24 protein-coding genes and 3 pseudogenes are annotated in these 26,714 nt (G+C 72.7%); 14 read left to right on the top strand and 13 right to left on the bottom strand.

The features are described 5' to 3' along the window. Positions 1-31: 31 nt before the first annotated feature. From D3105_RS06280 to D3105_RS06265, 5 genes are all read right to left on the bottom strand, one after another. Positions 32-2,179: a peptidase domain-containing ABC transporter gene (locus D3105_RS06280; RefSeq protein ID WP_240646820.1), complete on the bottom strand. Its 2,148-nt coding sequence runs from the start codon at positions 2,177-2,179 to the stop codon at positions 32-34. After that, positions 2,176-2,688: a hypothetical protein gene (locus D3105_RS34475; protein WP_165890970.1), complete on the bottom strand. Its 513-nt coding sequence runs from the start codon at positions 2,686-2,688 to the stop codon at positions 2,176-2,178. Before D3105_RS34475 ends, D3105_RS06280 begins: the two co-directional genes overlap by 4 nt. Then, the gene (locus tag D3105_RS06275; RefSeq protein WP_118900770.1) at positions 2,682-5,996 is read right to left on the bottom strand and encodes a type 2 lanthipeptide synthetase LanM family protein; all 3,315 of its coding nucleotides are present in this window, start codon (positions 5,994-5,996) and stop codon (positions 2,682-2,684) included. The genes D3105_RS34475 and D3105_RS06275 overlap by 7 nt, the downstream gene beginning before the upstream one ends. Positions 5,997-6,084: 88 nt before the next feature. Further along, on the bottom strand, positions 6,085-6,321 hold the full coding sequence (locus D3105_RS06270) for a mersacidin/lichenicidin family type 2 lantibiotic (protein WP_010071700.1): 237 nt from the start codon (positions 6,319-6,321) through the stop codon (positions 6,085-6,087). A 32-nt stretch (positions 6,322-6,353) separates the two neighbouring features. Beyond that, the gene (locus tag D3105_RS06265) at positions 6,354-6,575 is read right to left on the bottom strand and encodes a mersacidin/lichenicidin family type 2 lantibiotic (RefSeq protein WP_006126649.1); all 222 of its coding nucleotides are present in this window, start codon (positions 6,573-6,575) and stop codon (positions 6,354-6,356) included. A gap of 191 nt (positions 6,576-6,766) precedes the next feature. Between D3105_RS06265 and D3105_RS06260 the strand changes: the two are divergent. Together D3105_RS06260 and D3105_RS06255 are read left to right on the top strand one after the other, a co-directional pair. Then, a pseudogene (locus tag D3105_RS06260) lies at positions 6,767-7,482 on the top strand (NUDIX domain-containing protein). A 55-nt stretch (positions 7,483-7,537) separates the two neighbouring features. After that, positions 7,538-7,765, top strand: a complete 228-nt coding sequence (locus tag D3105_RS06255; RefSeq protein ID WP_118900765.1) for a CopG family transcriptional regulator — start codon at positions 7,538-7,540, stop codon at positions 7,763-7,765. Between the two features lie 153 nt (positions 7,766-7,918). Here D3105_RS06255 and D3105_RS06250 read toward each other — a convergent pair whose 3' ends face one another. Beyond that, positions 7,919-8,875, bottom strand: a complete 957-nt coding sequence (locus tag D3105_RS06250; protein ID WP_118900763.1) for an EamA family transporter — start codon at positions 8,873-8,875, stop codon at positions 7,919-7,921. A 152-nt stretch (positions 8,876-9,027) separates the two neighbouring features. On the opposite strand from D3105_RS06250, the gene D3105_RS06245 reads away from it, so the two are divergent. Continuing rightward, positions 9,028-9,912, top strand: coding sequence for a LysR family transcriptional regulator (locus tag D3105_RS06245; protein WP_118900761.1), 885 nt, complete (start codon positions 9,028-9,030; stop codon positions 9,910-9,912). A gap of 35 nt (positions 9,913-9,947) precedes the next feature. Here D3105_RS06245 and D3105_RS06240 read toward each other — a convergent pair whose 3' ends face one another. Continuing rightward, entirely contained in the window at positions 9,948-12,896 is a 2,949-nt protein-coding gene (locus D3105_RS06240; RefSeq protein WP_206272662.1) for an FAD-binding and (Fe-S)-binding domain-containing protein, read from the bottom strand. Positions 12,897-13,158: 262 nt separating this feature from the next. On the opposite strand from D3105_RS06240, the gene D3105_RS06235 reads away from it, so the two are divergent. From D3105_RS06235 to D3105_RS06200, 8 genes and pseudogenes are all read left to right on the top strand, one after another. Beyond that, entirely contained in the window at positions 13,159-14,775 is a 1,617-nt protein-coding gene (locus tag D3105_RS06235) for a sensor histidine kinase (protein ID WP_118900757.1), read from the top strand. Further along, positions 14,772-15,191 (top strand): roadblock/LC7 domain-containing protein, encoded by a 420-nt coding sequence (locus D3105_RS06230; RefSeq protein ID WP_030709614.1) that lies wholly within the window; start codon positions 14,772-14,774, stop codon positions 15,189-15,191. The genes D3105_RS06235 and D3105_RS06230 overlap by 4 nt, the downstream gene beginning before the upstream one ends. Beyond that, entirely contained in the window at positions 15,188-15,559 is a 372-nt protein-coding gene (locus tag D3105_RS06225) for a DUF742 domain-containing protein (RefSeq protein ID WP_006126640.1), read from the top strand. The genes D3105_RS06230 and D3105_RS06225 overlap by 4 nt, the downstream gene beginning before the upstream one ends. Beyond that, positions 15,540-16,214 (top strand): GTP-binding protein, encoded by a 675-nt coding sequence (locus tag D3105_RS06220; protein ID WP_118900755.1) that lies wholly within the window; start codon positions 15,540-15,542, stop codon positions 16,212-16,214. The genes D3105_RS06225 and D3105_RS06220 overlap by 20 nt, the downstream gene beginning before the upstream one ends. Then, positions 16,211-17,473 carry a cytochrome P450 gene (locus tag D3105_RS06215; RefSeq protein ID WP_118900753.1) on the top strand — a complete coding sequence of 421 codons (1,263 nt, stop codon included), beginning with the start codon at positions 16,211-16,213 and terminating at the stop codon, positions 17,471-17,473. The genes D3105_RS06220 and D3105_RS06215 overlap by 4 nt, the downstream gene beginning before the upstream one ends. After that, positions 17,470-18,699 carry a cytochrome P450 family protein gene (locus D3105_RS06210; RefSeq protein ID WP_118900751.1) on the top strand — a complete coding sequence of 410 codons (1,230 nt, stop codon included), beginning with the start codon at positions 17,470-17,472 and terminating at the stop codon, positions 18,697-18,699. The genes D3105_RS06215 and D3105_RS06210 overlap by 4 nt, the downstream gene beginning before the upstream one ends. 97 nt (positions 18,700-18,796) lie before the next feature. Next, positions 18,797-19,915: a phosphoserine transaminase gene (gene serC / locus D3105_RS06205; RefSeq protein WP_118900749.1), complete on the top strand. Its 1,119-nt coding sequence runs from the start codon at positions 18,797-18,799 to the stop codon at positions 19,913-19,915. Positions 19,916-20,110: 195 nt separating this feature from the next. Further along, positions 20,111-20,483 (top strand): annotated as a pseudogene (locus tag D3105_RS06200) (Uma2 family endonuclease); the annotation flags it as partial. Positions 20,484-20,496: 13 nt separating this feature from the next. On the opposite strand, the pseudogene D3105_RS34470 reads toward D3105_RS06200, so the two are convergent. From D3105_RS34470 to D3105_RS06190, 3 genes and pseudogenes are all read right to left on the bottom strand, one after another. Continuing rightward, positions 20,497-20,610, bottom strand: a pseudogene (locus D3105_RS34470) (DUF4259 domain-containing protein); the annotation flags it as partial. Next, a complete protein-coding gene (locus tag D3105_RS06195) occupies positions 20,609-21,328 on the bottom strand; it encodes a class I SAM-dependent methyltransferase (RefSeq protein ID WP_118900746.1) in 720 nt (239 codons plus the stop codon). The gene D3105_RS06195 and the pseudogene D3105_RS34470, both read right to left, overlap by 2 nt. Before the next feature lie 44 nt (positions 21,329-21,372). Further along, on the bottom strand, positions 21,373-22,020 hold the full coding sequence (locus D3105_RS06190; protein ID WP_118900744.1) for a hydrolase: 648 nt from the start codon (positions 22,018-22,020) through the stop codon (positions 21,373-21,375). Positions 22,021-22,171: 151 nt separating this feature from the next. Here D3105_RS06190 and D3105_RS06185 point away from each other — a divergent pair, with 151 nt between their 5' ends. Next, on the top strand, positions 22,172-22,636 hold the full coding sequence (locus tag D3105_RS06185) for a MarR family winged helix-turn-helix transcriptional regulator (protein ID WP_118900742.1): 465 nt from the start codon (positions 22,172-22,174) through the stop codon (positions 22,634-22,636). A 23-nt stretch (positions 22,637-22,659) separates the two neighbouring features. On the opposite strand, the gene D3105_RS06180 is transcribed toward D3105_RS06185, so the two are convergent. The 3 genes from D3105_RS06180 to D3105_RS06170 form a co-directional block, all read right to left on the bottom strand. Next, positions 22,660-23,217: a GNAT family N-acetyltransferase gene (locus D3105_RS06180; RefSeq protein ID WP_118900799.1), complete on the bottom strand. Its 558-nt coding sequence runs from the start codon at positions 23,215-23,217 to the stop codon at positions 22,660-22,662. 86 nt (positions 23,218-23,303) lie between these two features. Further along, positions 23,304-24,176, bottom strand: a complete 873-nt coding sequence (locus D3105_RS06175; protein ID WP_118900740.1) for an ABC transporter permease — start codon at positions 24,174-24,176, stop codon at positions 23,304-23,306. Beyond that, positions 24,173-25,174 carry an ATP-binding cassette domain-containing protein gene (locus D3105_RS06170; protein WP_118900738.1) on the bottom strand — a complete coding sequence of 334 codons (1,002 nt, stop codon included), beginning with the start codon at positions 25,172-25,174 and terminating at the stop codon, positions 24,173-24,175. Before D3105_RS06170 ends, D3105_RS06175 begins: the two co-directional genes overlap by 4 nt. Positions 25,175-25,303: 129 nt before the next feature. Between D3105_RS06170 and D3105_RS06165 the strand changes: the two genes are divergently transcribed. After that, positions 25,304-26,116: a TetR/AcrR family transcriptional regulator C-terminal domain-containing protein gene (locus D3105_RS06165; protein ID WP_118900736.1), complete on the top strand. Its 813-nt coding sequence runs from the start codon at positions 25,304-25,306 to the stop codon at positions 26,114-26,116. 31 nt (positions 26,117-26,147) lie between these two features. After that, positions 26,148-26,549, top strand: coding sequence for a PPOX class F420-dependent oxidoreductase (locus D3105_RS06160; protein WP_118900734.1), 402 nt, complete (start codon positions 26,148-26,150; stop codon positions 26,547-26,549). The last annotated feature ends 165 nt before the right edge of the window (positions 26,550-26,714 follow it).

The following is a 26,714-nucleotide window of genomic DNA, read 5'->3' as shown; positions in this document are numbered from 1 at the left end:
GGCCGTCCGGTGGGCGCGTCGGCGCGAAACCTCAGTCATGGACCAGTTGTTGGCCGACGAGCGCCGCGTACGCGCCGTTCCTGGCGACCAGTTCGTCGTGGTTTCCCTGCTCGACGATCCGGCCACGGTCGATGACCAGGATGCGATCCGCGTCCCGCACGGTGCTCAGGCGGTGCGCGATGACGATGCGGGTGCAGTCGAGCTCCGAGAGGTTCTCGTGCACGATCGCCTCCGTGGTGGCGTCCAGGTGGCTGGTGGCCTCGTCGAGCAGCAGGACCCGCGGCCGGTGCACGACGGCGCGGGCCAGGGCCACGCGCTGGCGCTGCCCGCCGGAGAGACCGTTGCCGCCCTCGCCGAGGATCGTCTCGTACCCCATCGGCATGTGGGTGATGTCCTCGTGGACCGCGGCGAGCCGGGCGGCCTCGACGACGTCGTCGAGGGTGGCCTCCGGCATGACCAGCGCGATGTTGGTCAGTACCGAGCCGCTGAAGATGTCCGCGTCCTGGGTGACGACGCCGCACTGGCGGCGCAGATGGCCGAGGTCGAGGTCGGTCAGCGGGGTGGAGCCGTAGGTGATCTCCCCGTCCGTCGGGTCGTAGAGCCCGAGGATGAGGCGGGCCAGGGTGGACTTCCCCGAGCCGCTGCTGCCGACGATGGCGATCTTCTCGCCGGGCCGGACGGTGAGGGAGATCCCCGACAGGGCCTCCGGCCCGTCCCCGGAGTAGCGGAAGCCGACGTCGGTCAGGGTGATCGGTTCGCTCAGGTCCACCTTGGCGTCCCCCTGGCCCACGGACTCCGCCGGCTCGTTCAGCACATCGCGGAGCCGGTCGAGGTGGACCCGAATGGTCTGGAACGTCTTGATGCTGCGGCCCAGTTGGGCGACCGGGGCGAGCGCCGCGCCGGCCAGGGCGATGAGTGCGAGCATCGTTCCCAGCGACAGGTTGTCGCTGAACACGAGCGAGGCGCCGAGGATCAGCATGAGGAGCGGCGACGCCGTGCCCAGCATGCCGAGGACGCTGTCGATCCCGTTGTCCAGTCTGCTCCGGCGTACGGAGGCGTCCAGCTGCTCGGAGAACTTCCGCGACCACCGGCGCACCACGACGTGTTCGGCCCCGGAGGACTTGACCGTCTCGGCGCCGGTCACCGATTCGAGCAGGGTGCTCTGGGCCTCTCCGAGCGCCTGCAGTTCGCGTTCGGTCAGCCGCTGGGCGGCCCGGGCGGAAGCGAACATGACCCCGAGCTGGACGGCGGCGACCGCGAGGATCGCGGCAACGAACAAAAGAGACTTGAAGCCGATCACCACGAGGTAGACACCCAGCAGGGCCACGTCGAGGAAGACCGCCAGGAGCTGGCTGGAGACGGCGTCCCGGACGTACGTCATGCTCGACACCCGCACGAGCAGGTCGCCGCCGGTGCGGAGCTGGAAGAACTTGTACGGCAGGGACATCAGATGTCTGAGGAACGTCCCCATCATCGACCAGTCCATCCGGGTCTGCAGCCACAGCAGCAGCTCCGCCCGGGCCAGCGTCATCAGGGCGTGGCTGACGGTGTAGGCGACGAGACCGGCCGCCAGGACCAGCAGGGTGTCCTCGCTGCGCCCGGGCAGGACGCGGTCGACGACGTACGCCGTCAGGAAGGCCGGAAGCAGCCCGAGCAGGGTGAGCGTGGCGGAGGCGCCGATGATGGCGGAGACGATGGGCACGGAGCGGGGCAGGAAGGGGCGGACGAAGGACCACAGTCCCGTCTCGGCGCCGTCGCGGCGTTCGAGTTCCCCGGTCGGTTCCAGCTCCAGCGTCACCCCGGTGAAGGAGGCGTCCAGCTCTGCGTGGCTGATGCGCCGCCGCCCGGACGCGGGGTCGACGATGTCGACCCCGCGCCGGGTGAACCGCTCGATGACGACAAAGTGGTTCATGCCCCAGTGGGCGATCAGGGGCAGGGCCAGATCGCGCAGCGCATCCGGTTCCGCGCGGAAGGCCCGTACCTTCATGCCCAGTTCGCGCGCCTGGCGGGCGATGGCCGCGGCGCTGGCCCCGTCGCGGGACAGCACCATCCGGTCGCGCAGCTCGGCGACGGCGGTGGAGCGGCCGTGGTAGCCGAGCACCATGGCGAGGGCGGCGACGCCGCACTCGACCGAGGTGGACTGCAACCGCACGGGCACACGGCGGCGGATGATGCTCACTGGTCGCCCCTTTCGTCCCAGAGATCCATGAGCAGGGGGCGGGTGCCCTGGTCGAGGACCACGGACGCGCCCTCCTCCAGTTCCTCGGCGACGCCGCCGGGGAGTTCGACGAGGACCATGGTGACCCGGGCCCCGCCCTGGCCTGTCTGGAAGTCCTTCACCCGGCCCTCCACCCGTCGGCCGTCCACGCTCAGCCGGACGTCGCTGTCCTTCGCCGGGGGGCGGAAGTCGGGGAAGGCGAGCACCCCTTGGCGTCCGTTGGTGCCGGCCAGGGTGCCGGTCGGCCCGACCGGCACCCGCACCACGAGGCCCGCGAACACCGTGGCGGCCAGCAGCAAGGCTCCGGCCAGCGCCCACCGCCAACGGGGGCGCATCGCTTCGGGCCGGAAGCCGGTGCGGGCGGCGCCGCGCGGGTTGGCGCGGTAGGCGGCGACCATGCTCGGCCGGTAGACGCCGTCCGCGATGGCGCCGTCCGGCGGGGCCGCCGGCCTGGGCCCCCCGTTCAGCACGTCGTCCTCCCGGTGTCCGGAGCGGCCAGCGTCAGCAGGTCCGGCACCCGCTCGGGGGCGGCCTTGCGCGCCAGGCCCCAGGCGATGCCGGCCAGGCCGGTCATGAGCCCGGGCGTCTCCACCCCCTTGGGGACGCCGCACAGCCAGCCGTTCTCCCGGCCCTCGTGCAGCAGTGTCTTCCACACCTTGGGCAGCAGCCCGGCGACTTCCGGCTCCTGGTCGGCCCGGGTGCCCGCGTCGATGATGAGGAGGTTGCCGATGTCTCCGTGGCACAGGCTGTGGTTGCCGAGGCCCGACACCGGGTCGAGGTCCAGACCCGTCGAGATGGCGGCGAGGACCGCCGTGTGCCGGTCCCTCTCGATGAGGTCGGCCAGCTCCGGTGCGGTGCCCAGCTCCTGGAAGGCGTTGCGGGCCATCGCGATGCCCGGGGCCCCGTGGCACCACGCGTTCATGACCGTACGTCCGCCGAGGTTGGCCGGCCGCAGGTCGCGCCAGGTGCGCAGCTCCGGGTCGAAGACGGTCCGCTCGTACGTCAGCGCGTGCCGGACGGCTTCCTTGTACTCCGCGCGCGGCGTGACCCGGTCGAGGCGCGCGAACGCGTACGCGATGCCGGAGGCCCCGTGCGAGAAGCCGGCGAGCGGCTGCTCGGGGTTGATCGGAGTCGCCCAGCCCCAGCCGTCGGCGCTCTCCTGCCGGGTGGCCAGCAGCCGCTCGGCGCAGCGTTCCGCGATCCGGGCCGCTCCGGTGCCGGGCCGGGCGGTCTCCAGGGCGAGGAGGGCGAGGATCGCGCCCGCGGACCCGGAGACGATGTCGAGGAGCGGGTCCTCCTCGACGAGTTCGTCGATGGCGGGCAGCAGTGTGGCGGCGGCCTCGGCGTATTCGGGGCGGTCGTGGCGTACGGCGGCGTGCGCCAGGGCGTAGATCGCCCCGCCGAACGGGCCGAACGCGCCGATGCCGAACTCGTCGGCTCCCGGCTTCTTCGCCAGGCCCGCCAGTGTCTCGGCGATGAGGACCGAGCGTTTCGCCACCTGGTCGAAGGCGGCTTGGGCGAGCTCGCCGGTCCGCTCGTCGCCGGTGACGGCCGCGACGGCGTCCAGGGCGTGCGCGATGCCTGCCGTTCCGGTGTAGAGGCCGATCGGGGCCGGCGCGTACTGCCAGTACTTCTCGTCGACCAGGTCGAGACCGATCCAGCCGAGACCGTGTGCGTCGCGGACGCACAGGTCCGACAGCCGGTGGGCCAGGCGCAGGGCCTCGTCCGCGAAGTCGCCGGGGTCGGCGGCGCCGTCCATCCGGGGCCGGTGCCAGTTGGGCCAGCGGGCGTCGCTCTCACCCATGGCGGTGGCCGCGACGCACGAGCGGATGACCCTCTCCTGGAAGGCGAGGTCCGCGTCGTCCAGGGCGATGAGGCGTTCCCGTACGGCGGTGAGGGGCGGGTAGCGGGTGCCGATCGGCTCACCGTCCAGTCCGCCGCGCAGGGTTCCGGAGTCCGCGTCGACGGTGAACATGGGGATGTCGCCGAGGGTGAGCTCGGCAACCTCGTCCAGGACCATGGCGTTGCGGGACTCGGGCATCTCGACGTGGCCGCCGGCCAGTCGGGCGAGCGAGCGCGCGTGGTCGAGGCCGTCGCGCAGGAAGTCCGGGTGGGTGCTCTCCAGCAGAAGGCGCCCGTAGATGTGGGTCGGCCGGGCGATGAGCCGGGTCCGGACGGCACCGAAGGCGGCCAACGGGCCTTCGGGCGACAGCAGTTCCTCGCGTCCTGTTTCCAGCAGCCGGTAGACGTGGGTGAACCCCTCGACGAACGCGTCGACCCGGCCGACCAGGTCGATCGGTTCACCGTCGGCGGTCATCGGGTGGTTGCGCTCGGCGTCCATCTCCATGCGGCGTTTGACCAGCCGCATGCGGTCGGTTCCGCTGTCCTCCCAGATCGGCACCGGCATGGGGGTCAACTGGCCGCCGTGGCCGGCGAGTCCGCTGACGTCCAGACCGAAGGTGCCGTCCTCGCCCCGCACCAGCAGGTGGTTGGGCAGGATACCCACGGACTGCACGGAGTCGGCCAGGGTGACCGCGGCGATGTCGGTCTCGCCGTCGATCTTGACGACGGCGGCGGTCTTGTCGTTGTGGAGCAGTGCTTCCAGGTCGACGAGGACCGGGTACTCGCCCGCGGCCAGCACGTTCTCGAAGTGGAAGTCCGTGGCGTGCAGGAGGTAGAGGAGCGCGGTGAGGGCGCCCAGCCTCCAGGCGTAGCGGTCGCCACCGGCGGCGTCGGTGGTCGCGGTGGTGTCGACCTCCTCGACCCAGCCGTGGTCGCCGCGCTCCAGGATGCCGATCCGGGCCAGGTCGTGGGTGGGATTCTGCCGGCTCACCCAGGCCAGGAGTCCGTCGAACGCGGTGTCCATGGCCAGCGAACGGGGCTTGAAGACCAGGGTGCAGGTGTCGAACTCGACCATGGCGACGGACCGGCCGCGCCGGTGCTTGTCGCCGGCGCCGAACTCCAGGCGGTCGAGCCGCTGGGGCGGCCGGGCGGCGAGCAGGGTCTCGCGCAGGACGGGCAGATCGGCGGCGAGGGCAGTGATCAGCTCGGCCCGGGTGTCGATCCAGAAGCGCAGCTGGCCCACGATCAGCCGTGCCAGAACCGGGTATTCGTCCCAGATGGCGAGGGCGTTGCCCTCCGAGCGCAGCAGTTCGACGTAGGAGGCGAAGCGCTCCTCGGGGGTCTCGCCGACCAGGCGGTCCTCGACGCGGGCGATGTTGAGTTCCAGGACAAGGGTCCGCTGGACATGACTGAGCAGGTCGGCGGCCGGGGCGGTCGCGCGGACGACGTCGAGGATGTGCCCGGGGTCGGCCATGACGGGGTCGTCACTGGCCCGTACGGCTTCCTCGACGAGCGCGTCAAGTTCGTGGACGGCGCCCTCCACGAGGGGGCGGATCACTTCCAGGAGGCCCATGTCGGGGTCGAGGCGGCGGGTGGCGTCGGTCGTGGCCATGCCCTCGGCCCACCAGCGCCGGAAGGTGCGGTGCCACTCGGGTTCGTCCGCCATGCGGGCGGCGAGGGACGCGTCGTCCTCGCCGAGCAGCGCGGTCAGCCGGTCCGTATCGACGCCCAGCGGTTCCAGCCGTGTGTCCAGGGTGGACAGCTCGCCGGTCAGGGGCGCCAGCTCCCGCCACATGGCCAGGCGCTTCTCGCCCCGTACCGGGTCGGACTGCGACGGAGTCCCGGCGAGTCTTTCGCTCAGGGTGGCGGCCCGGCGCCAGGGGAGGTGGGCCCCGGCCGGCCGGACGGTGGGGTGCTCGCTTGCGTCGTCAGGCATTCCGCTCTTCCTCCTGGGGCATGAACATGACCGGCGGGGGCGCACGAACGCCCGCCCCTGCCGGTCACGCCGTTTCTTCGCTACGCTGCTAGTTCTTGCAGGGCTTACCGGGGTTGCAGGCGAGACCGCAGACGGTCCAACCCGAATACCACGGCAGGCACGAGCAGCACCCGAGAGTGCCGAGAACGCCGGAGCCCGCTCCGTTGATCTCGGTCAGCTCCTCGTCGGTGATTGCGGTGAGGCCTTCGCCCGACGGATGGGCGGGGGCCTCACTCCCGAGGGACAGCCGGTAGTCGGCGTCCTTCCAGGACCGGACTATGTCCATGTACACAACTCCTTGTCAGGAATGGGGCAGGCTCAGCAACAGCCGCGCGTGCCCATGCTGCAGCTGCCGCAGAGGGTCCCGGTCGGGGAGCACACCGTCACGGTCAGAGTGACCGTGGCGCAGGCCCACGTGGTCCCGCCCGCAACACCGTCGAGCTGATCGTCGGCCAGCTCGACGAGGCCGGCCGGGTTGGCGGGAGCCTCGCTGAGGGTGGCCCGGTACTCGGGGTCCTTCCATGCGCGAACAAGGTTCATTTGTCTTCACCTCCCTTCGCTGAGGATGGGAACCGGCCCTGGGGGCCGCTTCCGAATGCCATACTCAACGGCCCTCATGCAGCCGGAATATGGGGCGGGCGCGGCGGCCCGCACATGCGGCGCATACGCCGGGCGGCCGGACGAAGGTATTCCGGGCGCGGCCCGGCCCTGGTGCGCGTCAGCCTCCGTCGATGACTGCCGAAACCCGCCCGGTGACCGTCCTGTTCGACGCGGACAAGCTGATTCTTGAGCTGCACCACGACGCGGAGGGCGCGTACCACGCCTTTCCCGGCGGCACTCCGGGGCTGCTGGCGCACCGCGCGTCGCGCTGTCCCTGGAGGAGGCCCTGCACGCCCGCATCCGGCCCACCGGGACGGCGGAAACGGTCCTGCGCGCCTGGGCGCAGGGCGCGGCGCCGCAAGGCCCGGTGGCCCTGGTCGACCCCGCGGCGGTTCCGCCGGTACGGGTGCGGGCCGGGGCGGTCGCCATCCGTGACGGGGCCGTGCTGCTGATCCGGTTCGCCGAGGTGGGCGGCGGGTCGCACTACGAGATTCCGGGTAGCGGGGTCGAGGCGGGCGAGACGCTGGAAGCGGCCGTCCTGCGGGAACTGGGCGAGGAGACCGGCCAGACCGGGACCGTCGGGCTCGAGCTCGCCCGGGTCTGGAAGGACGGCCGGCACGAGCACTACTTCCTCGTGTCCGCAACCGGCGAGGTCGGCCCGCCCGAGACGCTGGACAACTACGGCGGCGCCCCGGTCCGGGTGCCGGTGGGGCGCCTGCCCCTCACCCCGCTGTGGCCGCGACGGCTGTCCTGGCGCATCGAGCGCTGGCACCGCACGGGGTGGCCCGGGCGCCCTGCCGAGCCGGCCGACTCCATCACGGAGCTGGGGCCGGCGTGCGGGTGGTGAGGGCAGACCGCGCGCACAGGGAGAAGCGCGGATTCGCGGCAGGAAACAGGCGACCGTGCACCTTCCCGGTGAATGGGAAGTACGGCTGAACGCCGTCTCGTCCGCGACCGGCGTCAGCAAGGCCGAGCTCGTCCGGCGCGGCATCGCCGTGCTGCTGGACAGTGTGGAGCGGCCGAAGTGCAGCCGTGGACCGCCAGTCGTCGACAGCGAAAACTCCCGCGCTTCCGGCGAGATGGACAACTCCGTCCGCCGACGCATCAAGGAACGAGCCGCACGCCGTTGAGCACCGTCGCCGGCACCTCGGCTCCCGGCCGTGTTGTTCGGATCAGGTGGGGCCGGCTACTTCCGCGCCATGTCACCGCTGACTTCCGAGCTGGACTCCTTCCGGATCCCGTCGGCCGACTGCTGAGGCCCTTCCCGGGCCGGCGGCCGCCCCTCAGGGCTCGCGTCGCGGCGCCGACCCCGACCGGCTGCGCACCGCGCCGATGCTCGCCCCGATGACCAGGGCGATGGCCAGGGCGTCCGTCGTGGAGAGGGCCTGGTTAAGGATGAGGAAGCCCGCACCGGCGGCGATGGCCGGTTCCAGGCTCATCATGACCGCGAACGTGGGCGCGGGCAGGCGGCGCAGGGCCATCAGTTCCAGGGTGTACGGGAGGACCGAGCTGAGGACCGCCACCGCCGCGCCGAGCGCCACCGTGGACGGGACCGTGAGCTTCGCCCCGGACTCGATGATGCCGAGCGGCAAGGAGAGGACCGCGGCGACCACCATCGCCAGCGCGAGCCCGTCCGCCTGCGGGAAGCGGCGGCCGGTGCGGGCGCTGAAGACGATGTACGCCGCCCACATCGCCCCGGCCCCCAGAGCGAAGGCCGCGCCGACCGGGTCGAGGCGGTCGAAGCCGCCGCCGCCCAGCAGGACGACGCCGACGAGGGCGAGCCCGGCCCACAGGACGTTGATCAGGCGGCGGGAGGCGAACACCGAGAGGGCGAGCGGGCCGAGCACCTCCAGGGTGACGGCGATCCCGAGCGGGATCCGGTCCAGCGCCAGGTAGAAGAGCGTGTTCATGCCGCCCATCGCGACGCCGAAGGCCAGCACCGTGCCCCAGTCGGCACGCGAGTGGCCGCGCAGCTTCGGGCGGCAGATCACCAGCAGGATCAGCGCGGCCGCCGCCAGCCGCAGAGTGACGACACCCAGCGCGCCCGCCTTCGGCATCAGCAGCGCCGCGACCGCCGAGCCGAACTGGACGGACAGGCCGCCGGCGACCACCAGCGCGATCGGCGCGAGGGCCGCCCGGCGGTCGGCCCAGGGCCGTCCGGCGCCTTCGAGTGCCGTCACCGCTTCGGGTACGGCGACGGCTGCGGCGGCCGGTTCGGCGGCGCTGCGCTGGTCGTTCACGGGAGGCCTTCCGGGGGCGAGCGGGCAAGTGCACTGCAATGCACTGGACGGTACAGGATGAAGAACTGCGGCCGCCACGGGTTTCCTTTCACCGTAGGGACGGCCGCGCGTTCCATGAAATGCCGATCACGCTCTCGTTATGCTTCCGGCGCATGAGCGAGGAACCCACCACAGGCCGCCCCGTGGAACTCCGGCATCTGCGGGCCTTCCTCGCGGTCGCCGACGAGCTCAACATCACGCGCGCCGCCGCCCGCCTCCGGCTGACCCAGCCCGCCGTGTCCCGCACCCTCGCCGCGCTGGAGCGGCACCTCGGGGTCCGGCTCGTCGACCGCTCCACCCACCACCTCGCCCTCACCTCCGACGGCGTCGCCTTCCGCGACAAGGCCGCCGCAGCGGTCGCCGCCTTCGACGAGGCGCTCGACGCCGGACGGCTGCGCACCTGGCCGCTGCGGCTCGGGCACGCCTGGTCCGCGTTCGGGCCGTACACGACACCGCTGCTGCGAACCTGGCAGGAACGCTTCCCGGGGACCCCGCTGGAGCTGCTCCGGATCGACGACCGCACGGCCGGGCTGACCCGGGGCGAGGTCGACGCGGCACTGCTGCGCGGGCCGGTGGACGCGCCGGGGCTGGTCGCCGAGGTGCTGTTCACCGAGGTACGGGTGGCGGCGGTGACCGCGGACGGGCCGCTCGCGGCGCGCACCTCGCTCACCCTCGCCGATCTCGCGGACGGCCCGGTCGTCCTGAACACCGTCTCCGGCACCACCACGGTGGACCTGTGGCCGCCGCACGCCCGCCCGGCCGCAACCCTCACCGTCGGCAACACCGACGACTGGCTCACCGCCATCGCCGCCGGCCGCGGCAGCGGGGTGTCCACCACGTCGACCGCGGACCTGCACCCGCACGCGGGGGTCGCCTACGTCCCGCTCACCGACGCCCCGGCCGTCCCGGTCCTCCTCGCCCGCCGCGACGCCCCGGGCCACCCCGCCCTGCCGAAGCTGGCGGCGCTGGCCCGGGAGATCGTCGCGCGGAGTTCATGACCCGGACGGTCGCCAACCGGCCGTCACGGTCGTCCTCACCGCCGTCGCCGCCGTCCGGGCCTCCGCCCCGCGCCGGGCATCGGCGGACGCTCCGACGCCTCCCCGATGTCCTCCGCGATGACCTCCGCGAGGTGCCGGGCCCGGCGGCCGGCCAACTGGTCGAGCTGCGTGCGGCAGGAGAAGCCGTCCGCGAGGAGTTCCGTCCCGGGTTCCGCCTCCCGTACGGCGGGGAGCAGCCGCTCCTCCGCGCAGGCGACGGACACCTCCCAGTGCCCCTTCTCGAAGCCGAAGTTCCCGGCGAGCCCGCAGCAGCCGCCGCTGAGTTCGCCGGTCAGACCGAGCCGTTCGCGCAGCCTCCGTTCCGCCGCGTCGCCGAGCACCGCGTGCTGGTGGCAGTGCGTCTGTCCGGCGGCCGGGCGGTCCAGGCGGGGCAGCGTCCAGTCGGGGGCGTACTCCTCCAGGTACTGGGCGAACGTCCGCACGGCCGCGGCCAGTTCGGCGGCGCGCGGGTCCTCGGGGAGCAGTTCGGGCAGATCGGTGCGCAGGGTCGCGGCGCAGCTCGGCTCCAGGACGACGAGCGGCTGCCCGGGGAGGAGGTCCAGCCGGTCCAGGGTGCGGCGCATCATCCGGCGGGCCGCGTCGAGCTGCCCGGTCGATACGTACGTGAGCCCGCAGCACACCCCGCGCGGAGGCGGCAGCACCGTACGCCCCGTGGCCTCCTCCAGCACCCGCACCGCCGCCCTGCCCACCTGCGGGGACAGATGCTCGGTGAAGGTGTCCGCCCAGAGGTGCACCACCCGGTCCGTCGACAGGACGTGCGTCCCCGTGCCCTGCCGGGCGCGCAGCCACCGGCTGTACGTCTGTGTCGCCAGCACCGGGATCGTCCGCTCGGGCGCGATCCCCGCCAGCCGCTTCGCGAGCGCGGCGAGCGGGCGCAGCCGGGTGAGGGCGTTGAGCGGGCGGGCGAAGGGGCGCGCCAGGCGCAGCCACTGCGGCAGGCGGCCCATCGCGTAGTGGGCGGCGGGCCGGAGGCGGCCCCGATAGTGGTGGTGCAGGAACTCCGCCTTGTACGTGGCCATGTCGACGCCCACCGGGCAGTCGCTGCGGCAGCCCTTGCAGGAGAGGCAGAGGTCGAGCGCGTCCCGGACCTCCGTGCTGCGCCAGCCGTCCGTGATGACCTCGCCCGCCAGCATCTCGTGGAGGAGCCGGGCCCGGCCCCGGGTGGAGTGGGCCTCCTCGCCGGTCGCGCGGAAGGACGGGCACATGACGCCCGCGCCGCCTGCCTCCGTCGTACGGCACTTGGCGACGCCGACGCAGCGGCGGACCGCGCCCGCGAAGTCCCCGCCGTCCCGCGGATAGCCGAACTCCACGTCCACCGGGCGCTTCGGGAGGACGGAGAAGCGGAGGTTCTCGTCCAGGCGGTCCGGGCGGGCCAGCATCCCCGGGTTCAGGCCGCCGTCCGGGTCCCACAGGTCCTTGAACCGGCCGAAGAGGGAGACGAGTTCGTCGCCGTACATCCGGGGCAGCAACTCCGCGCGCGCCTGCCCGTCGCCGTGCTCGCCACTGAGGGAGCCGCCGTGCGCGACGACCAGGTCCGCCGCCTTTTCGGAGAACCGGCGGAAGCGAGCCACGCCGGCGTCGGTCATCAGGTCGAAGTCGATGCGGACGTGGATGCAGCCGTCGCCGAAGTGACCGTACGGGGTGCCGCGCAGGCCGTGTTCGGCGAGGAGGGCGCGGAAGTCGCTGAGATACGCGCCGAGTCGGGCGGGCGGCACCGCGCAGTCCTCCCAGCCGGGCCAGGCCTCACTGCCGTCGGGCATCCGGGTCGCGGTCCCGGCGGCGTCCTCGCGGATCCGCCACAGGGCCCGCTGCCCGGCCGGATCGGTGACGACGGCCCCGTCCACCGCGTCGGCCGCCCGCAGCACGCGCTCGGCGTGGGCGCGAGCCTCCGCCGGGGTGGCCCCGCCGGTCTCGACGAACAACCAGGCGGCCCCGCGCGGCAGCATCCCGGCCGGTTCGCGTACGAGGTCGGCGGCCATGCCCTCGACGGTGAGCGGGCCGTACGGGAGGAGGCCCGGGGCAGCCTCGGCGGCGGCGGACTCGTCGGCGTACCCGAGGGCGGCCAGGGCGCGGGCGCGCGGCGCTTCGACCAGGCGAACGGTGGCCTCGGTGACGACGCCGAGGGTGCCCTCGCTGCCGCAGAACGCCCGGACCGGGTCCGGGCCGCCGGGGTGTTCGGGGAGCAGCGCGTCGATGGCGTACCCGGAGATGCGGCGCGGGAGGTCGGGGTAGCCGGTGCGCAGGAGGGCGAGGTGGGAGGCGACGAGTTCGCTCACGCCTCGGGGGCCGTGGGACGCCCCCGCCCCGCGTGCGTCGACACCCGCCGGGCCCGTACCGCTCCCCTGCTCCAGGCGCAGCGCCTGGCCCCCGTACCGGACCACCGAGAGCCCCCGCACGTTGTCCGCCGTCGTGCCCCAGGCGACCGAGTGCGCGCCGCAGGAGTTGTTGCCGATCATCCCGCCGAGGGTGCAGCGGCTGTGGGTGGACGGGTCGGGGCCGAAGGTCAGTCCGTGGGGTGCGGCGGCGGCCCGCAGGTCGTCCAGGATGACGCCCGGCTGGACGACGGCGGTGCGGGCGGCGGGGTCCAGGTCGAGGATCGTCCGCAGATGGCGGGTGAGGTCGAGGACGAGGCCGGTGCCGGTGGCCTGTCCGGCGATGGACGTGCCGCCGCCGCGCGGGACGACCGGCACCCCGTACTCCCGGCAGACCGTCAGCGCGGCCGCGATGTCGTCGGCGTCGCGCGGGGCGAGCACACCGAGGGGGACGCGGCGGTAGTTGGACGCGTCCATCGTCGTCAACGCCCGGGCGGTGGACCCGAAGTCGCTCGCGCCGCGCACGGCGGAGCGGAGCGCCGCGACGAAATCCGGGGAAGCCGCGGAAGCCGGGACGGGCGGTCCGGTATGCGGTCGATGTTGTTCGGCCATTCCTTCAGCATGCCGCCGGTACAGATGAACTCTTGGGATGCGCACGGATGAAAGTGCACAAGTAGCGCAAAAAAGCCCACAAGATCTTCCCAAACAGACCGTCAAGTCTCCTATAGTGACCAAGACTTGCGCAGGAACTATCAGTTCCAGTTGTGCAGGATCGCCCACACCCGTGACGAAGTGTCCTGAATTCGCCGCACCAGCACCGCCCGAACGCCCTACCGTCCCACCGCCCCGCACCGTCCGCCACCGAGGACTCCGATTGCGCCCCTCACACCGGCCCACCGCACTCGCCCTGCTGATATCGGCAGCCGCAACCGGCACGCTGACCCTGTGGGCCGTCGCCGCGGCCCCTGACACGGTACGGACCCCGCTGGCCTGGGGCGCGGGCGCAGCCGCCGTGCTGCTGAGCGCCTGCGTGGCCGTCACCGTCCACACCCTGGGGACCGCCCGGACGCTGCGCTCCCTGCGGGCCGCCGACGCCCAGCGGTTCACCTCCGAGACCTCGCGCCTGGTCTCCGCCTCCGCCGTCGAGGCCCAGCGCTTCACTGCGGAGACCGCCCGGATCAAGGGCGCCGCCTCCGCCGAGACCGCCCGGCTCGTCGCCGAGGCCCGCGCCGAGAACGAGCGGATCGTCGCGGCGGCCGCCGCCGAACAGGCCCGGCTCCAGGTCAGCGTCGACCGCCTGGCGGCCCGCGCCACCCGCGCCGAGACCGAGCGCTCCGCGGCCGTCGCCGCCTGCGCCAACGCGGCGGGCCGGATGCAGGCCCTGTCCACCAGCATGCTGGCCGACCTCCGCGAGATGGAGCACCGGCACTCCGACGAGTCCGTGCTCGGGGACCTGCTCCACCTGGACCACCGCACCGCCCAGGCGGGCCGCCTCGCCGACTCCATCGCCGTGCTGACCGGGGCCCGCTCCGGCCGGCGCTGGGCGAAGCCGATCGTCATGGAGTCGATCCTGCGCGGCGCGATGGGGCGGATCGGCAGCTACCAGCGGGTCCGTCTCCACTCCACCAGCGATGTCGCGATCGCCGGCCACGCGGCCGAGGGCGTCATGCACGCGCTCGCCGAACTCCTCGACAACGCGGCCAACTTCTCGCCGCCCACCGCCGAGGTGCACGTGTACGTGGAGGAGGTCCCGGCGGGCATCGTCATCACCGTCGAGGACAGCGGGCTCGTCATGAGCGAGGTGCAGCTGCGCCGCGCGGAGCGGGCGGTCTCCGCCGACCACCAGGACCTCACGAACCTCTCCGGCACCCGCCTCGGGCTCGCGGTCGTCGGCCGACTGGCCCGTAAGCACGGCCTGACCGTCTCCTTCCGGCCGTCCGCCCGGGGCGGCACGGGCGCGCTGATGATGCTCCCTCAGGAGCTGATCTCCCGCGCGGTCGCACCGGCTCCGGCGACGCCGGCACCGGCGACCGCAGCCACGCCCCCGGCGCCGGCACCGGCCCCCGTGGACACCGCCCCGGCCGCCGCGCTTCCCGCCGAGCCCGAGCCCGCGCACGCCTCGGCCGCCGGAACGGACCCCGCCGACGCGGCCCGGCTCCCCCGGCCCCGTACCGAGGACGACGCCTCCACGCCCCTGACCCCGGCGGCGGAAGCGGACTCCCCGGACTCCTCGGGTTCACCGGTCCCCTCCGTGGACTCGGTCTCCGAGTCCACCGGCAGCGTGCCCGAGTTCGGCGAGAGCGGCCTGCCCAAGCGCCGTCGCGGCCGGACGCTGGCCGCCGCCGAAGCCCGTACCGGCAACGCCGCCCCCGGCGGAGCCGACACCCCCCGGGCCCGTACCACCGACCCGAAGGTCCAGGCAGCGCGCTTCAGTACCTTCAGCAAGGCGGTACGAGCCAACTCCCCGCACCCGGAAGGCAACACCCGATGACCGCGACCACCGACGAGAAGCTCAACTGGCTGCTGGAGGGGCTGCTCGACCGCACCCCCGGTACCCGCCACGCCCTCGTCCTGTCCCGCGACGGCCTCAAGCTGTGCCGCACCCCCGAGCTCTCCGTCGACCAGGCCGACCAGCTGGCCGCCATCTCCGCCGGGATCCAGAGCCTGTCGCACGGCGCGTCCATCGAGTTCGGCGACGGCACCGGCGGCGTACGGTCCGCGATGGCCGAGTTCTACGGCGGCGTGCTGTTCATCGTCGAGGCGGGGGCCGGGGCCCACCTGGCCGTCGTCGCCGACGAGGACTCCGACGTCGGGCTCGTCGGCCACAACATGAGCGAGCTCGTCGAGCAGCTCGGCGAGCACCTCGTCGCGCCGCCGCGCGAACCCGCCGAGGCCCCGGCCGTATGACGACGGCGCCCCGCCCCCGACCGGGCCGCGACGACGATCCGGACCGGCTGTACACCCTCACCGGGGGCCGCAGCCGTTCCGACTCCGCCGCCTTCGACCTGGTGACGCTCGTCGTCGCCGAGTGCGACCCGTCCCCGGGGATGCAGTCCGAGCACGTCGCGATCCTGCGGATGTGCCAGGGCCCCACCGCCGTCGTCGAGATCGCCGCGAGCCTGAACCTGCCGGTCAGCATCGTCCGCATCCTGCTCTGCGACCTGCTCGACACCGGCCGGATCAGCGCCCGCCACCCCCGTACAGCCCGTGTCGCGGACCGGCTCCCCGACCCCGACATCCTGGAACAGGTGCTCGTTGGACTCCGCAACCTCTGACCGCGCCACCCTGAGCTCCACCGCCGACAACGGACTCAAGATCGTTGTCGTGGGCGGCTTCGGCGTCGGCAAGACCACCATGGTCCGATCCGTGAGCGAGATCCGTCCGCTCAACACGGAGGAGACCATGACCCGCGCGGGCGAGGCCGTCGACGACCTCGCCGGCGTCCACGCCAAGACGTCCACCACGGTGGCGTTCGACTTCGGCCGCATCACGCTCGACGAGCGCTCCGTGCTGTACCTCTTCGGCGCGCCCGGACAGGAGCGCTTCTGGTTCCTGTGGGACCGGCTGTTCGCCGGCACGCTCGGCGCGGTCGTCCTCGTCGACACCCGCCGCCTCGCCGACTCCTGGTACGCCATCGACCGCCTGGAGCACCACGGCACGCCGTTCATCGTGGCGTGCAACGACTTCGGCGGCCCGCTCCACAGCGAGCAGCAGATCCGGGAGGCCCTGGACCTCTCGGAGGACGTACCGCTGGTGGAGTGCGACGCGCGTGACCGGTCCTCCAGCAAGTACGTGCTGATCACGCTCGTCGAGCACCTCGCCGCGCTCTCCGCCGCCCGCCTCCAGGCCACGGGAACGACCGCCCCGGCGGCGGCCGCGCCCGAAGCGGCCCTGGCGGCGGCCGGCCCGACCCCGGAGCCCGCCCCGTGACCACTGTCTCCGGCTGCCCCGTCACCCACACCTCCGTCCCGCTGTCCGGGCCCCGCTTCCAGAGCGACCCCGTCCAGCTCTACCGGGACCTGCGGCGCGACCACGGGGCGATCGCCCCGGTCGTCCTCGACGGCGACATCCCCGCCTGGCTCGTCCTCGGCTACCGCGAACTGCACCAGGTCACCGGCGACCCGGTCCTCTTCAGCCGGGACTCCGACCTGTGGAACCAGTGGGACCGCATCCCCGACGACTGGCCGCTGCTGCCGATGATCGGGCGCAAGCAGCCCTCGATCCTCTACACGGTCGGCGAACGCCACAGCGTCCGGGCGATGATGATCAGCAACGCGCTGGAGGGCGTCGACCCGTTCTCCCTGAAGCGGTACGCGGAGGAGTTCGCCGACGAGCTGATCGACCGGTTCTGCACCAGGGGCTCGGTCGACATCATCGCGGAGTACGCCAAGCTGCTGCCCGCCCTGGTCCTGGCCAGGATCTACGGCTTCTCCGACGAGGAGGCCCACCCGCTGGTCGGCGCGATCAACGACATGATCGACGGCCGGGAGCGGGCGCTGGCCGGACAGCAGCACCTGGCCACCTCGATGTTCCAGCTGCTCGCGGACAAGCACGCCGAACCCGGCGACGACGTGGCCACCCGGATGCTCGGGGACGCGGGCGGCTTCACCGACGAGGAGGTCGCCCAGGATCTCATGGTGATGATGGCGGCCGGCCACCAGCCGACCGCCGACTGGATGGGCAACTCGCTGCGCCTGATGCTCACCGACGACCGGTTCGCCGCCTCGCTCTCCGGCGGCCGGCACAGCGTCGCCGAGGCCATGAACGAGGTCCTCTGGGAGGACACCCCGACGCAGAACGTGGCCGGCCGCTGGGCCGCCCGCGACACCCACCTCGGCGGCCGCCACATCCGCACCGGCGACCTGCTGCTCCTCGGCCTCGCCGCCGCCAACGGCGACCCGCAGGTGCGCACCGACGGCTCGGCGCTGACCGGCGGCAACAACGCCTTCCTCTCCTTCGGCCACGGCGAGCACCGCTGCCCGTTCCCGGCCCAGGAGACCGCCGAGGTCATCGCCCGTACCGGTATCGAGGTGCTCCTCGACCGGCTGCCGGACGTGGACCTCGCCGTCCCCGCCGAGCAGCTCACCCGCCGCCCGTCGCCGTGGCTGCGCGGTCTGACGGACCTGCCGGTGCTCTTCACGCCCACGCCCGCCCTCGGCAGACCCGGAACCCTCGGAGGCCCCGCATGACCCGCATCGCGCTGGACCCGTTCGTCACCGACCTCGACGGCGAGAGCGCCGCGCTGCGGGCCGCCGGTCCGCTGGCCGAGGTGGAGCTGCCGGGCGGGGTGCACGTCTACGCGGTCACCCGCCACGCGGAGGCCCGCGCGCTGCTCACCGACAGCCGGGTGGTCAAGGACATCAACGTCTGGGGCGCCTGGCAGCGCGGCGAGATACCGATGGACTGGCCGCTGATCGGCCTGGCCAACCCGGGCCGCTCGATGCTGACGGTCGACGGGGCCGACCACCGCCGGCTCCGTACGCTGGTGGCGCAGGCGCTCACGGTGAAACGGGTGGAGCGGCTGCGGGCGGGCATCGAGGCGCTCACGAACGCGAGCCTGGAGAGGCTGGCGGCGCTGCCCGCCGGGGAGCCGGTGGACCTGAAGGCGGAGTTCGCCTACCCCCTCCCCATGAACGTCATCAGCGAGCTGATGGGCGTGGACGCGGCGGACCACCCGCGGCTGAAGGAGCTGTTCGAGAAGTTCTTCTCGACGCAGACCCCGCCGGAGGAGGTCCCGCAGATGATGGCCGACCTCGGGACCCTCTTCACGAAGATCGTCGACGACAAGCGGGCGAACCCGGGCGACGACCTGACGAGCGCCCTGATCGCGGCCTCGGAGAACGGTGACCACCTCACCGACGAGGAGATCGTCAACACGCTGCAACTGATCATCGCCGCCGGACACGAGACCACGATCAGCCTGATCGTCAACGTGGTGGAAGCCCTCCAGACCCACCCGGAGCAGCGCAAGAAGGTGCTGAGCGGCGAGATCGGCTGGGACGGCGTGATCGAGGAGACGCTGCGCTGGAACACCCCGACCTCGCACGTCCTGATCCGCTTCGCGACGGAGGACATCGAGGTCGGCGACCGGATCCTCCCGAAGGGCGAGGGCCTGATCATCTCGTTCGGCGCCCTGGGCCGGGACGAGGAGCAGTACGGCCCGACGGCGGGCGAGTTCGACGCCACGCGCACCCCGAACCGCCACATCGCCTTCGGCCACGGCCCGCACGTCTGCCCGGGCGCGGCGCTGTCCCGTCTGGAGGCGGGCATCGCGCTCCCGGCGCTCTACGAGCGCTTCCCGGAGCTGGACCTGGCGGTCCCGGCATCCGAACTGCGCAACAAGCCGATCGTGACGCAGAACGACCTGCACGAGCTGCCGGTGAAGCTGGGCTGCCCGTTCGGCGGCGACGCCTGACCGCTCGTGGTGGACGCCCGTCCACGGGTCGGAGCGCACGTCTCATCGGACGGACACGGTTACGAAGCCGTGCCACCGAGGGACTACGCTCCGTCCCGTGGCCGACATCCAGATTCCCGCTGACATCAAGCCCGCCGACGGACGCTTCGGCGCCGGTCCTTCCAAGGTGCGGACGGAGGCGCTCGACGCGCTGGCCGCCACCGGCACCTCCCTCCTCGGTACGTCCCACCGCCAGGCCCCGGTCAAGAACCTGGTCGGCGAGGTACGGGACGGTGTGCGCGCGCTCTTCTCCCTGCCCGAGGGTTACGAGGTCATCCTCGGCAACGGCGGCTCCACCGCCTTCTGGGACGTGGCGACGCACGGTCTGATCGACTCGAAGTCCCAGCACCTGAACTTCGGCGAGTTCTCGTCGAAGTTCGCCAAGGCCGCGAAGCTCGCGCCCTGGCTGTCCGACCCCACCGTCATCGCCTCCGACCCGGGCACCCACCCGGCCCCGCGGGCCGAGGCGGGCGTGGACGTCTACGCCTTCACCCACAACGAGACCTCGACGGGTGTCGCGGCGCCGGTCAAGCGCGTCGCGGGCGCCGACGAGGGCGCGCTCGTCCTGGTGGACGCCACCTCGGGCGCGGGCGGCCTGCCGGTCGACATCACCGAGTCCGACGTCTACTACTTCGCCCCGCAGAAGTCCTTCGCCTCGGACGGCGGCCTGTGGATCGGCGTGTTCTCCCCGGCGGCGCTGGAGCGCGCGGCCCGGATCCACGCCACGGGCCGGCACGTCCCGGAGTTCTTCTCGCTGCCGACGGCGATCGACAACTCGCTGAAGAACCAGACGTACAACACCCCGGCGCTGTCCACCCTCTTCCTGCTGAACGAGCAGCTGAAGTGGATGAACTCCCAGGGCGGCCTGGACTTCACGACGGGCCGCACGGCCGCGTCCTCGAGCCACCTCTACGGCTGGGCCGACGAGTCGAAGTACGCCACCCCGTTCGTCACGGACCCGGCGAAGCGCTCGCAGGTCATCGGCACGATCGACTTCGCCGACGAGATCGACGCGGCGGCCGTCGCCAAGGTGCTGCGCGCCAACGGCATCGTGGACACCGAGCCGTACCGCAAGCTGGGCCGCAACCAGCTGCGCGTGGCGATGTTCCCGGCGATCGACCCGGCGGACGTGCAGGCGCTGACGGCGTGCATCGACTACGTGATCGAGAAGCTGTAGCTCTTCGGTTCTGTACGGCTGTACGGAAACGGCCCGGCGCCCACGTGGGTGCCGGGCCGTTTCTGCTTCACTCGGCCGGGTGGCATATGCCGGAAGCGCGATCTCAGGCAGTCCCGCCCTACGGTGATGCTCTCGACACCAGCCCATTCCAGGAGGCCCGCAATGTCTGCATCAGCAGTCGAGCACCCCTGTGATCTACCCAGTGGCCCCGCGGACTACGTGATCCCCGACCTGGCGATCGTGGACGCCGGCTTCGACGAGCACCTGATCGAGAACAACTGCTACGACCCCGCCTGCTTCCGCCTGGTCCTGGAGGTCACCTCCGGGAACTACCAGACCGACCTGCGCCACAAGGTCACCGCCTACGCCCAGGCCAAGATCCCGGTGTACGTCATCGTCGACCGCAAGCACGGCCGGGTCCACGTCCTGACCGAACCGCTCCCCGCCGGCTACGACCGCCACGAGGTCTACGCCCCCGGCCAGCAGGCCCCCCCTGCCCGCCTCCATCGGCGCCGAAGTCGCCCTGGACATCGACGAGATCGTACGCGCGGGCAGCCCGAAACGCTGAGGCGCGGGCGGGGTCACACCGCCGCCAGCACCGCCCTCAGCGTGGCGATCCCCGCCAGCCACTCCTGGTCCGCCCCGGCGTCCGCCCACAGGTCCAGCGGTTCGGCGTTCTTCGCGGTGAGGCGGTCAGTCCGTTGCGCTGATGTCCCCATCCTCACAGCCACCACTGACAACCGGCCTGCGCGCGAGGACGAACCCCTGTGGCGCCCGCTCCGGGAACGGCCCGTCCGTCTCCCGCTCCCGCCACACCCGGGACACGACCTCCAGGCCCGCGTCCCGCAGCAGTTCGGCGATCCTCTCCGGCTGCCGTCGGTGGAAGACGAGCGAGACCTCCAGGCCCCACGCCTCCGTCAGCCGCAGCGGCTCGTCGCCGACCTGGAAGCCCAGCTGTACGTAGCCTCCCGGGGCCAGCACGCGGTGGAACTCCGCGAAAGCGCGCGGCAGTTCCTCGTCCGGGACGTGGATCGTCGAGTACCAGGCGAGCAGTCCGCCCAGCGACGCGTCCGGCAGGTCGAGGGCGAGCATGGAGCCCTCCTCGAAGCGCAGTCCGGGATGCTCCCGACGCGCCACCGCGACCATCTGCGGGGAGAGGTCGATCCCGAACACGTCCAGTCCCCGGCCGAGTCCGTGGAGGTGCTCGGTCACCCGGCCCGTTCCGCAGCCGACATCGGCCACCGGGAGGCGGCCGCCCGCCGCCGCCAGTTCCGCGAACGTACTCAACAGCGCGCGTTCCAAGGGCTTGGCAGCCAGCTCGCCGCGGGCGAAATCGACGTAGGCGGGGGCCATGGCGTCGTACGAGGTCCGAGTGGCGTGCAGAAAGCCGGGCGACAGGTCAGGGGTGGTCATGGCGCATCAGCCTAGGGCGTGTCGTCAGGCCTCCTGTCCCGGCGTCAGGCGGCACCCCCGGCCAGGAGCTGCGTCTCCCAGGCGAAGGCCACACCCGAGGCGCCGCCGTGCTGGGCCTGCACCTCGATGGCCCCCTGAATCGTCTCCTCGCGGGCCCAGTCGCGCTGCCACTCGGCCATCACGGCCAGCCAGGTGATCGGCACGACGCCCGCCTGGACCATGCGCCGCACCGCCATGTCGTGGGCCTCGGCGGACACGCCCCCGGACGCGTCGGTGACGGCGTAGACCTCGAACCCCTCACCCGCCGCCTGGATGGCCGGCATCGCCAGGCATATCTCCGTCCAGAGCCCGGCGAGGATCAGCTTCTTGCGGCCGGTCGCCTTGACGGCGTCGACGACACGCTCGTCCTCCCAGGTGTTGATGAGCGTCCGGTCGATCGGCTTCTGGTCCGGGAACACGTCCTGGACGCCCTGGATCAGCCGGCCGCCGCGCTCCGCCAGCACCGTCGTCAGGATGGTCGGGACCCCATACGCCCTGGCGGTCTTGGCGAGCCCGACGACGTTGTTCACGACCATCGTCGGCTCGTGGCTGTGCAGGTTGGCGATCTGGAACGGCTGATGGTCGATCAGCACCACGACGCTCTCCTCGGGCGTCAGCAGCGCGTCGAGTCCGGCCTTGTTCTGGGCGCTCACGGGAATCCCCTCCAACAGGTGGTTGATGTGTCATCCACCCTAGGCACGGGTGGTTGATGCGTCAACCATGGCCTTGCGCGGGGGACTTGCCGCGAACGCCGGGCCGAGCCTCCGATGGAGACGCCCGGGGCGGCCTCGCTACGCTCCTCGCATGAACGCGACGCCTCGCTGGCTGAACCCGGAGCAGCAGGCCGCCTGGGACGGCTTCATCCGCATGCAGGAGAAGCTCATCGGACGGCTCTCCCGCCGGGTCCAGGCCGACTCCCACATGTCCCCCGCCGACTACATCGTGCTGGCCAAACTCACCGAGGCCGGCGGGCGGATGCGCTTCATGGACCTGACCAAGCTGGTGGAGTGGGAGAAGAGCCGCATGTCCCACCAGGTCGCGCGGATGGCCAAGCGCGGTCTCGTGGGCAAGGAGGACTGCCCCGACGACGGACGCGGCGCGTTCATCGTCGCCACACCGGCCGGCCGCGAGGCGATCGAGGAGGCCGCGCCCGTGCACGTCGAGCATGTCCGCCGACTGTTCATCGACGCGCTCACCCAGGAGGAGCTGGACGCCCTGGGCAGGATCTCGAACCGCGTCCTCGCCCACCTGGAGAAGCAGCCCGACTGACCTGAACCCGCCCCGGGTTACGCCTACGGCATCGGGGGCAGCGTCACGTTCGCGGCCCACCGCCGCTCGCCGTCCTCCCACTCCTCGGTCGGGCCGAGGCCCGCCGCCACCGCCACCGCCGCGGACGCGGCGTGGTCGGGGTGGATGTGGGCGACGAGCTCCCGCACGCCCCCGGCCGAGGCCAGGTGCGCCGCCAGGCCCCGCGCGGCCTCGCTCGCGTAACCCCGGCCCTGCCACGGCGTTCCGACGACCCAGGCGATCTCCGCGCGCGGCCCCCGTACGGTCGCCTGGACGTATCCGGCGAGCTCCCCGGCCATCTCCCCGTTCCCGTGCGCGCGGACCCGGAGCACCCAGTTCCACCACCGCTCCCCCGGGTCCGGCGACCCGGCGCACTGGCGCTCGTACCGGGCCCGCAACGCGTCCGGGGCCGGCGGCTCGCCCCGGGTGAACCCGTACAGCGCCGGGTCCGCGAGGACGGCCGCCATCTCCTCGGCGTACGCCGGTTCGAGGGGGAGCGCGTCGAGGCGAGCGGTGGTGAAGGGCGGCGGGGTGATGGGCAGCGGGGCGGTGGTCGTCGGCACGATGCCCGACCCTACGCGGCCCACGACCGCCCCGACCGCCCCTTTCCGCACCTCACCGTCCCGGCCGCCGCGAGCCGCTCAGCCCCTCACCGGCTCAGCCCCTGGAAGCGGCGGACCGCCAGGGGCAGGAACACCAGTGTGATCACCAGCGGCCACACCACCGCCATCAGCAGCGCGTGCTCCTCGACCCAGGTCCCGCCGCCCGCCACCGGGTTGCCGAACAGTTCGCGCGTCGCCGTCGCGGTCGAGGAGATCGGGTTCCAGGCCGCGACGAAGCCGAGCCAGTCCGGCATCAGGGACGGCGAGACGAAGGTGCTGGAGATCATGGTGAGAGGGAAGGCGACCGCGTACAGCCCGCCCGCCGCCTCCGGGGTGGGGACCAGCATGCCCAACCAGACGCCGACCCAGATCAGGCTGAACCGCAGCAGCAGGAGCAGTCCGAACGCCCCGAGCGCGCCCGGCGCACCCCCGTCCGCGCGCCACCCGATCAGCAGGGCCGTGACGGCCAGGATGGTCAGTTCGGCGGCGGCCACCGCCAGGTCGGCCACCCCGCGCCCGGAGGCGAAGGCGGACGGGGCCATCGGCATGGACCGGAAGCGGTCGACGACCCCCTTCGAGGCGTCGGTGACGACGGCCACGGCGGTGTTCATGAAGCCCATGGCCATGGTCATGGCGAACATGCCGGGCATCAGGAACTCCCGGTAGTCCCCGCCCCCGGGCACCTTCATCGCGCTGCCGAAGACGTAGCCGTACAGCAGGAGCGAGAGGATCGGGAAGCCGAGCTGCCAGACGATCGCGACGGGCCGGCGCTGGTAGTGGGTGAGGGTGCGGCGGGTGACGTTCCAGCAGTCGGAGACGGCCCAGTAGGCGCGGCGGTGGCCGCGGTCGGAGCCGCGCTCGGATCCGTCTCCGGGGCGGCGTACGCCGGTCGTCGCGGGATTGCGTTCCCGTGCGGTCATGCCGCCACCTCCGGGGCCTCGTGGTTCTCGGTGCCGTGGCCCGTCAGCCGCAGGAACACGTCGTCCAGGCCGGGCCGGCGCAGCCCGATGTCCTCCACCGCGATGCCGTCGTCCCTCAGGCTCCGGGCCACCTCGGTGATCGCGGCCACCCGGTCGGCGACCTGGGCGTGGACCCGGCGGGCCGGGGTGTCGGTGACGACGAGCCCGCCCCCGGCCACCCGGTCGACGGTCTTCGCCACCGCGCCGAGGTCCCCCGGGTCGGCGGCGACGACCTCGATCCGGTCGCCGCCGACCCGGTTCTTCAGCGCGTCCGGGGTGTCGTCGGCGATGGCCCGCCCCCGGTCGATGACGGTGATGCGCGAGGCGAGCCGGTCCGCCTCCTCGAGGTACTGCGTGGTCAGCAGCACCGTCGTACCACCCGCCACCAGCGCCCGGACCGCCTCCCAGACCTCGCCCCGGCCGCGCGGGTCGAGCCCGGTCGTCGGCTCGTCCAGGAAGAGCACGTCGGGCTGGAGGATCATCGAGGAGGCGAGGTCGAGCCGGCGCCGCATGCCGCCGCTGTACTCCTTGGCGGCCTTGTCGGCCGCCTCGGTCAGGCCGAACCGGTCCAGCAGCTCCCCGGCGCGCTGCCGGGCCCGGCGGTTGCCCAGGTGGAAGAGGCGCCCGAACATCTCCAGGTTCTGCCGCCCGGTGAGGCCTTCGTCGAGGGCCGCGTACTGGCCGGTGAGCCCGATCCGGCTCCGTACGCGGCGGGGTTCGCGGGCCACGTCGAGCCCGGCGACCTCGGCCCGGCCCGCGTCGTACCGCAGCAGGGTGGCGAGGACCCGCACGGCGGTGGTCTTTCCGGCCCCGTTCGGGCCGAGGAGGCCGTGGACGGTGCCGGGGCGGACGGCGAGGTCGAACCCGTCGAGCGCCCGCTTCCCGCCGCCCTTCTCCTTCGTGCCCCTGTAGCGCTTCACGACGCCCTCGGCGAGCACCGCGTATCCGGATGCGGACATGGCACAACCCCCCTGATTCCGCTGGATGACCGACAGATCGACCGCAGATCCACCGATCGAACTGGGTACACCGTACCCGATTACGAGTACGGTGTACCCACTTTCTTCGCGGCCCATTACGCTGGGGCCATGACGAACGACGGAACGACGGCCGGGGCAGCGTCGAAGGCGGACGGGGCGGCCACCGGGAGCGGCGACATCGCGCGCAGCCTGGAGCTCCTGTGGGGCACCGGCGAACGCCCCAGCCGCGGCCCCAAGCCGGGCCTCTCCCCGGACCGGATCGTCACCGCCGCCGTCGCCGTCGCGGACGCGGAGGGGCTGGCCGCCGTCTCGATGCGCCGCCTCTCCACCGAACTGGGCACGGGCACGATGTCGCTCTACCGGTACATCCCCGGCAAGGCCGAGCTGCTGGACCTGATGCTCGACCGGGTACAGGGCGAACCGTTCGCGGTCCGTCCCGACGAGCCGCCCGCGGACTGGCGCGCAGCGATCGACCGGATGGCCCGGGGGCACCTGGACAATCTGCGGCGCCACCCGTGGCTGCTGAAGATCAACCAGGCCCGTACGGTGCTCGGCCCCAGCGCCCTGCGCGGACTGGAGCTCGCACTCACGGGCCTGCGCGGCATGGGCCTGCGGGACCCGGAACTGATCGGCGTGATCATCACCGTGAACAGCTTCGTGGAGGGCCTCGCCCGCACCCAGGCCGACGCGGCGGAGGCGGTCGCGCAGACCGGGCTGAGCGACGAGGCGTTCTGGGAGAACCAGCGGCCCTACCTGGAGCGGGCCATGCTCAGCGGCGCGTACCCGGTGATGGCGGGCATGGCGGAGGACACCTTCAGCTCCGACTTCGACCAGTTCGAGTTCGGGCTGCAACGGCTGATCGCCGGCTTCGACGCGCTGGTCGGGGAGCGGGCGGCGGAACGGGAAGCGCCCCGCACATGACAGGGCGGCAGGACCGTGCCCCAATGGATATATGGACGCCAGCCGGGAGCTCGCTCCTTTCGTCAAGCAGTACGCCGTCCTGCTGAGCACCCACCGGCAGGACGGGACCTCCGTCGGCACACCGGTGAACATCGCCGTCGAGGGCGATCACGCGTTCATCCGCACGTTCTCGTCCGCCTGGAAGGTCGAGCGGATGCGCAACCACCCGCGGGTCGAGCTCGCCCCCTGCACGGTGCGGGGTGTCCCGACCGGACCGCAGATCAGGGCGCACGCACGGCTGCTGCGGCCGGGCACGAAGGAGAACACGCACGCGGCACGGATGCTGTCGCGCAAGTACCCGGTGGTGCAGGGCGTACTGGTCCCGCTCGCACACCGGCTGAAGCGGGACCGGACGCTGCACTACGAGGTGTGGCCGGTGACGGACGAGGACTGAGGGGAACCAGGACCGAGGGGAAACAGGGCCAAGGTGAACCGGGGCCGAGGGAAGCCGGCGCCCCGGCCGCCTACCTCTGCCCCTGCCCCCGCTTCCGCCGGAGCGCGAACCACAGGACGCCCGCCCCGACGACGATCGCCGCCCCGAGCCCGGCACCGCCCCTGC

This window comes from Streptomyces globisporus (assembly GCF_003501885.1).
Lineage (GTDB): Bacteria > Actinomycetota > Actinomycetes > Streptomycetales > Streptomycetaceae > Streptomyces > Streptomyces globisporus_D.
This window is presented reverse-complemented; position numbering and strand designations above follow the sequence as displayed.

Excerpts from the sequence above, each read along its gene's own strand:
- D3105_RS06245 (WP_118900761.1), top strand. The coding sequence starts at position 9,028 with ATGAGCGAGGAACCCACCACAGGCCGCCCCGTGGAACTCCGGCATCTG.
- D3105_RS06265 (WP_006126649.1), bottom strand. The coding sequence starts at position 6,575 with ATGAACCTTGTTCGCGCATGGAAGGACCCCGAGTACCGGGCCACCCTC.
- D3105_RS06165 (WP_118900736.1), top strand. The coding sequence starts at position 25,304 with ATGACGAACGACGGAACGACGGCCGGGGCAGCGTCGAAGGCGGACGGG.
- D3105_RS06195 (WP_118900746.1), bottom strand. The coding sequence starts at position 21,328 with ATGACCACCCCTGACCTGTCGCCCGGCTTTCTGCACGCCACTCGGACC.
- D3105_RS06240 (WP_206272662.1), bottom strand. The coding sequence starts at position 12,896 with ATGGCCGAACAACATCGACCGCATACCGGACCGCCCGTCCCGGCTTCC.
- D3105_RS06275 (WP_118900770.1), bottom strand. The coding sequence starts at position 5,996 with ATGCCTGACGACGCAAGCGAGCACCCCACCGTCCGGCCGGCCGGGGCC.
- D3105_RS06210 (WP_118900751.1), top strand. The coding sequence starts at position 17,470 with ATGACCCGCATCGCGCTGGACCCGTTCGTCACCGACCTCGACGGCGAG.
- D3105_RS06170 (WP_118900738.1), bottom strand. The coding sequence starts at position 25,174 with ATGTCCGCATCCGGATACGCGGTGCTCGCCGAGGGCGTCGTGAAGCGC.
- D3105_RS06230 (WP_030709614.1), top strand. The coding sequence starts at position 14,772 with ATGACCGCGACCACCGACGAGAAGCTCAACTGGCTGCTGGAGGGGCTG.
- D3105_RS06225 (WP_006126640.1), top strand. The coding sequence starts at position 15,188 with ATGACGACGGCGCCCCGCCCCCGACCGGGCCGCGACGACGATCCGGAC.
- D3105_RS06270 (WP_010071700.1), bottom strand. The coding sequence starts at position 6,321 with ATGGACATAGTCCGGTCCTGGAAGGACGCCGACTACCGGCTGTCCCTC.
- D3105_RS06185 (WP_118900742.1), top strand. The coding sequence starts at position 22,172 with ATGAACGCGACGCCTCGCTGGCTGAACCCGGAGCAGCAGGCCGCCTGG.
- D3105_RS06160 (WP_118900734.1), top strand. The coding sequence starts at position 26,148 with ATGGACGCCAGCCGGGAGCTCGCTCCTTTCGTCAAGCAGTACGCCGTC.
- D3105_RS06175 (WP_118900740.1), bottom strand. The coding sequence starts at position 24,176 with ATGACCGCACGGGAACGCAATCCCGCGACGACCGGCGTACGCCGCCCC.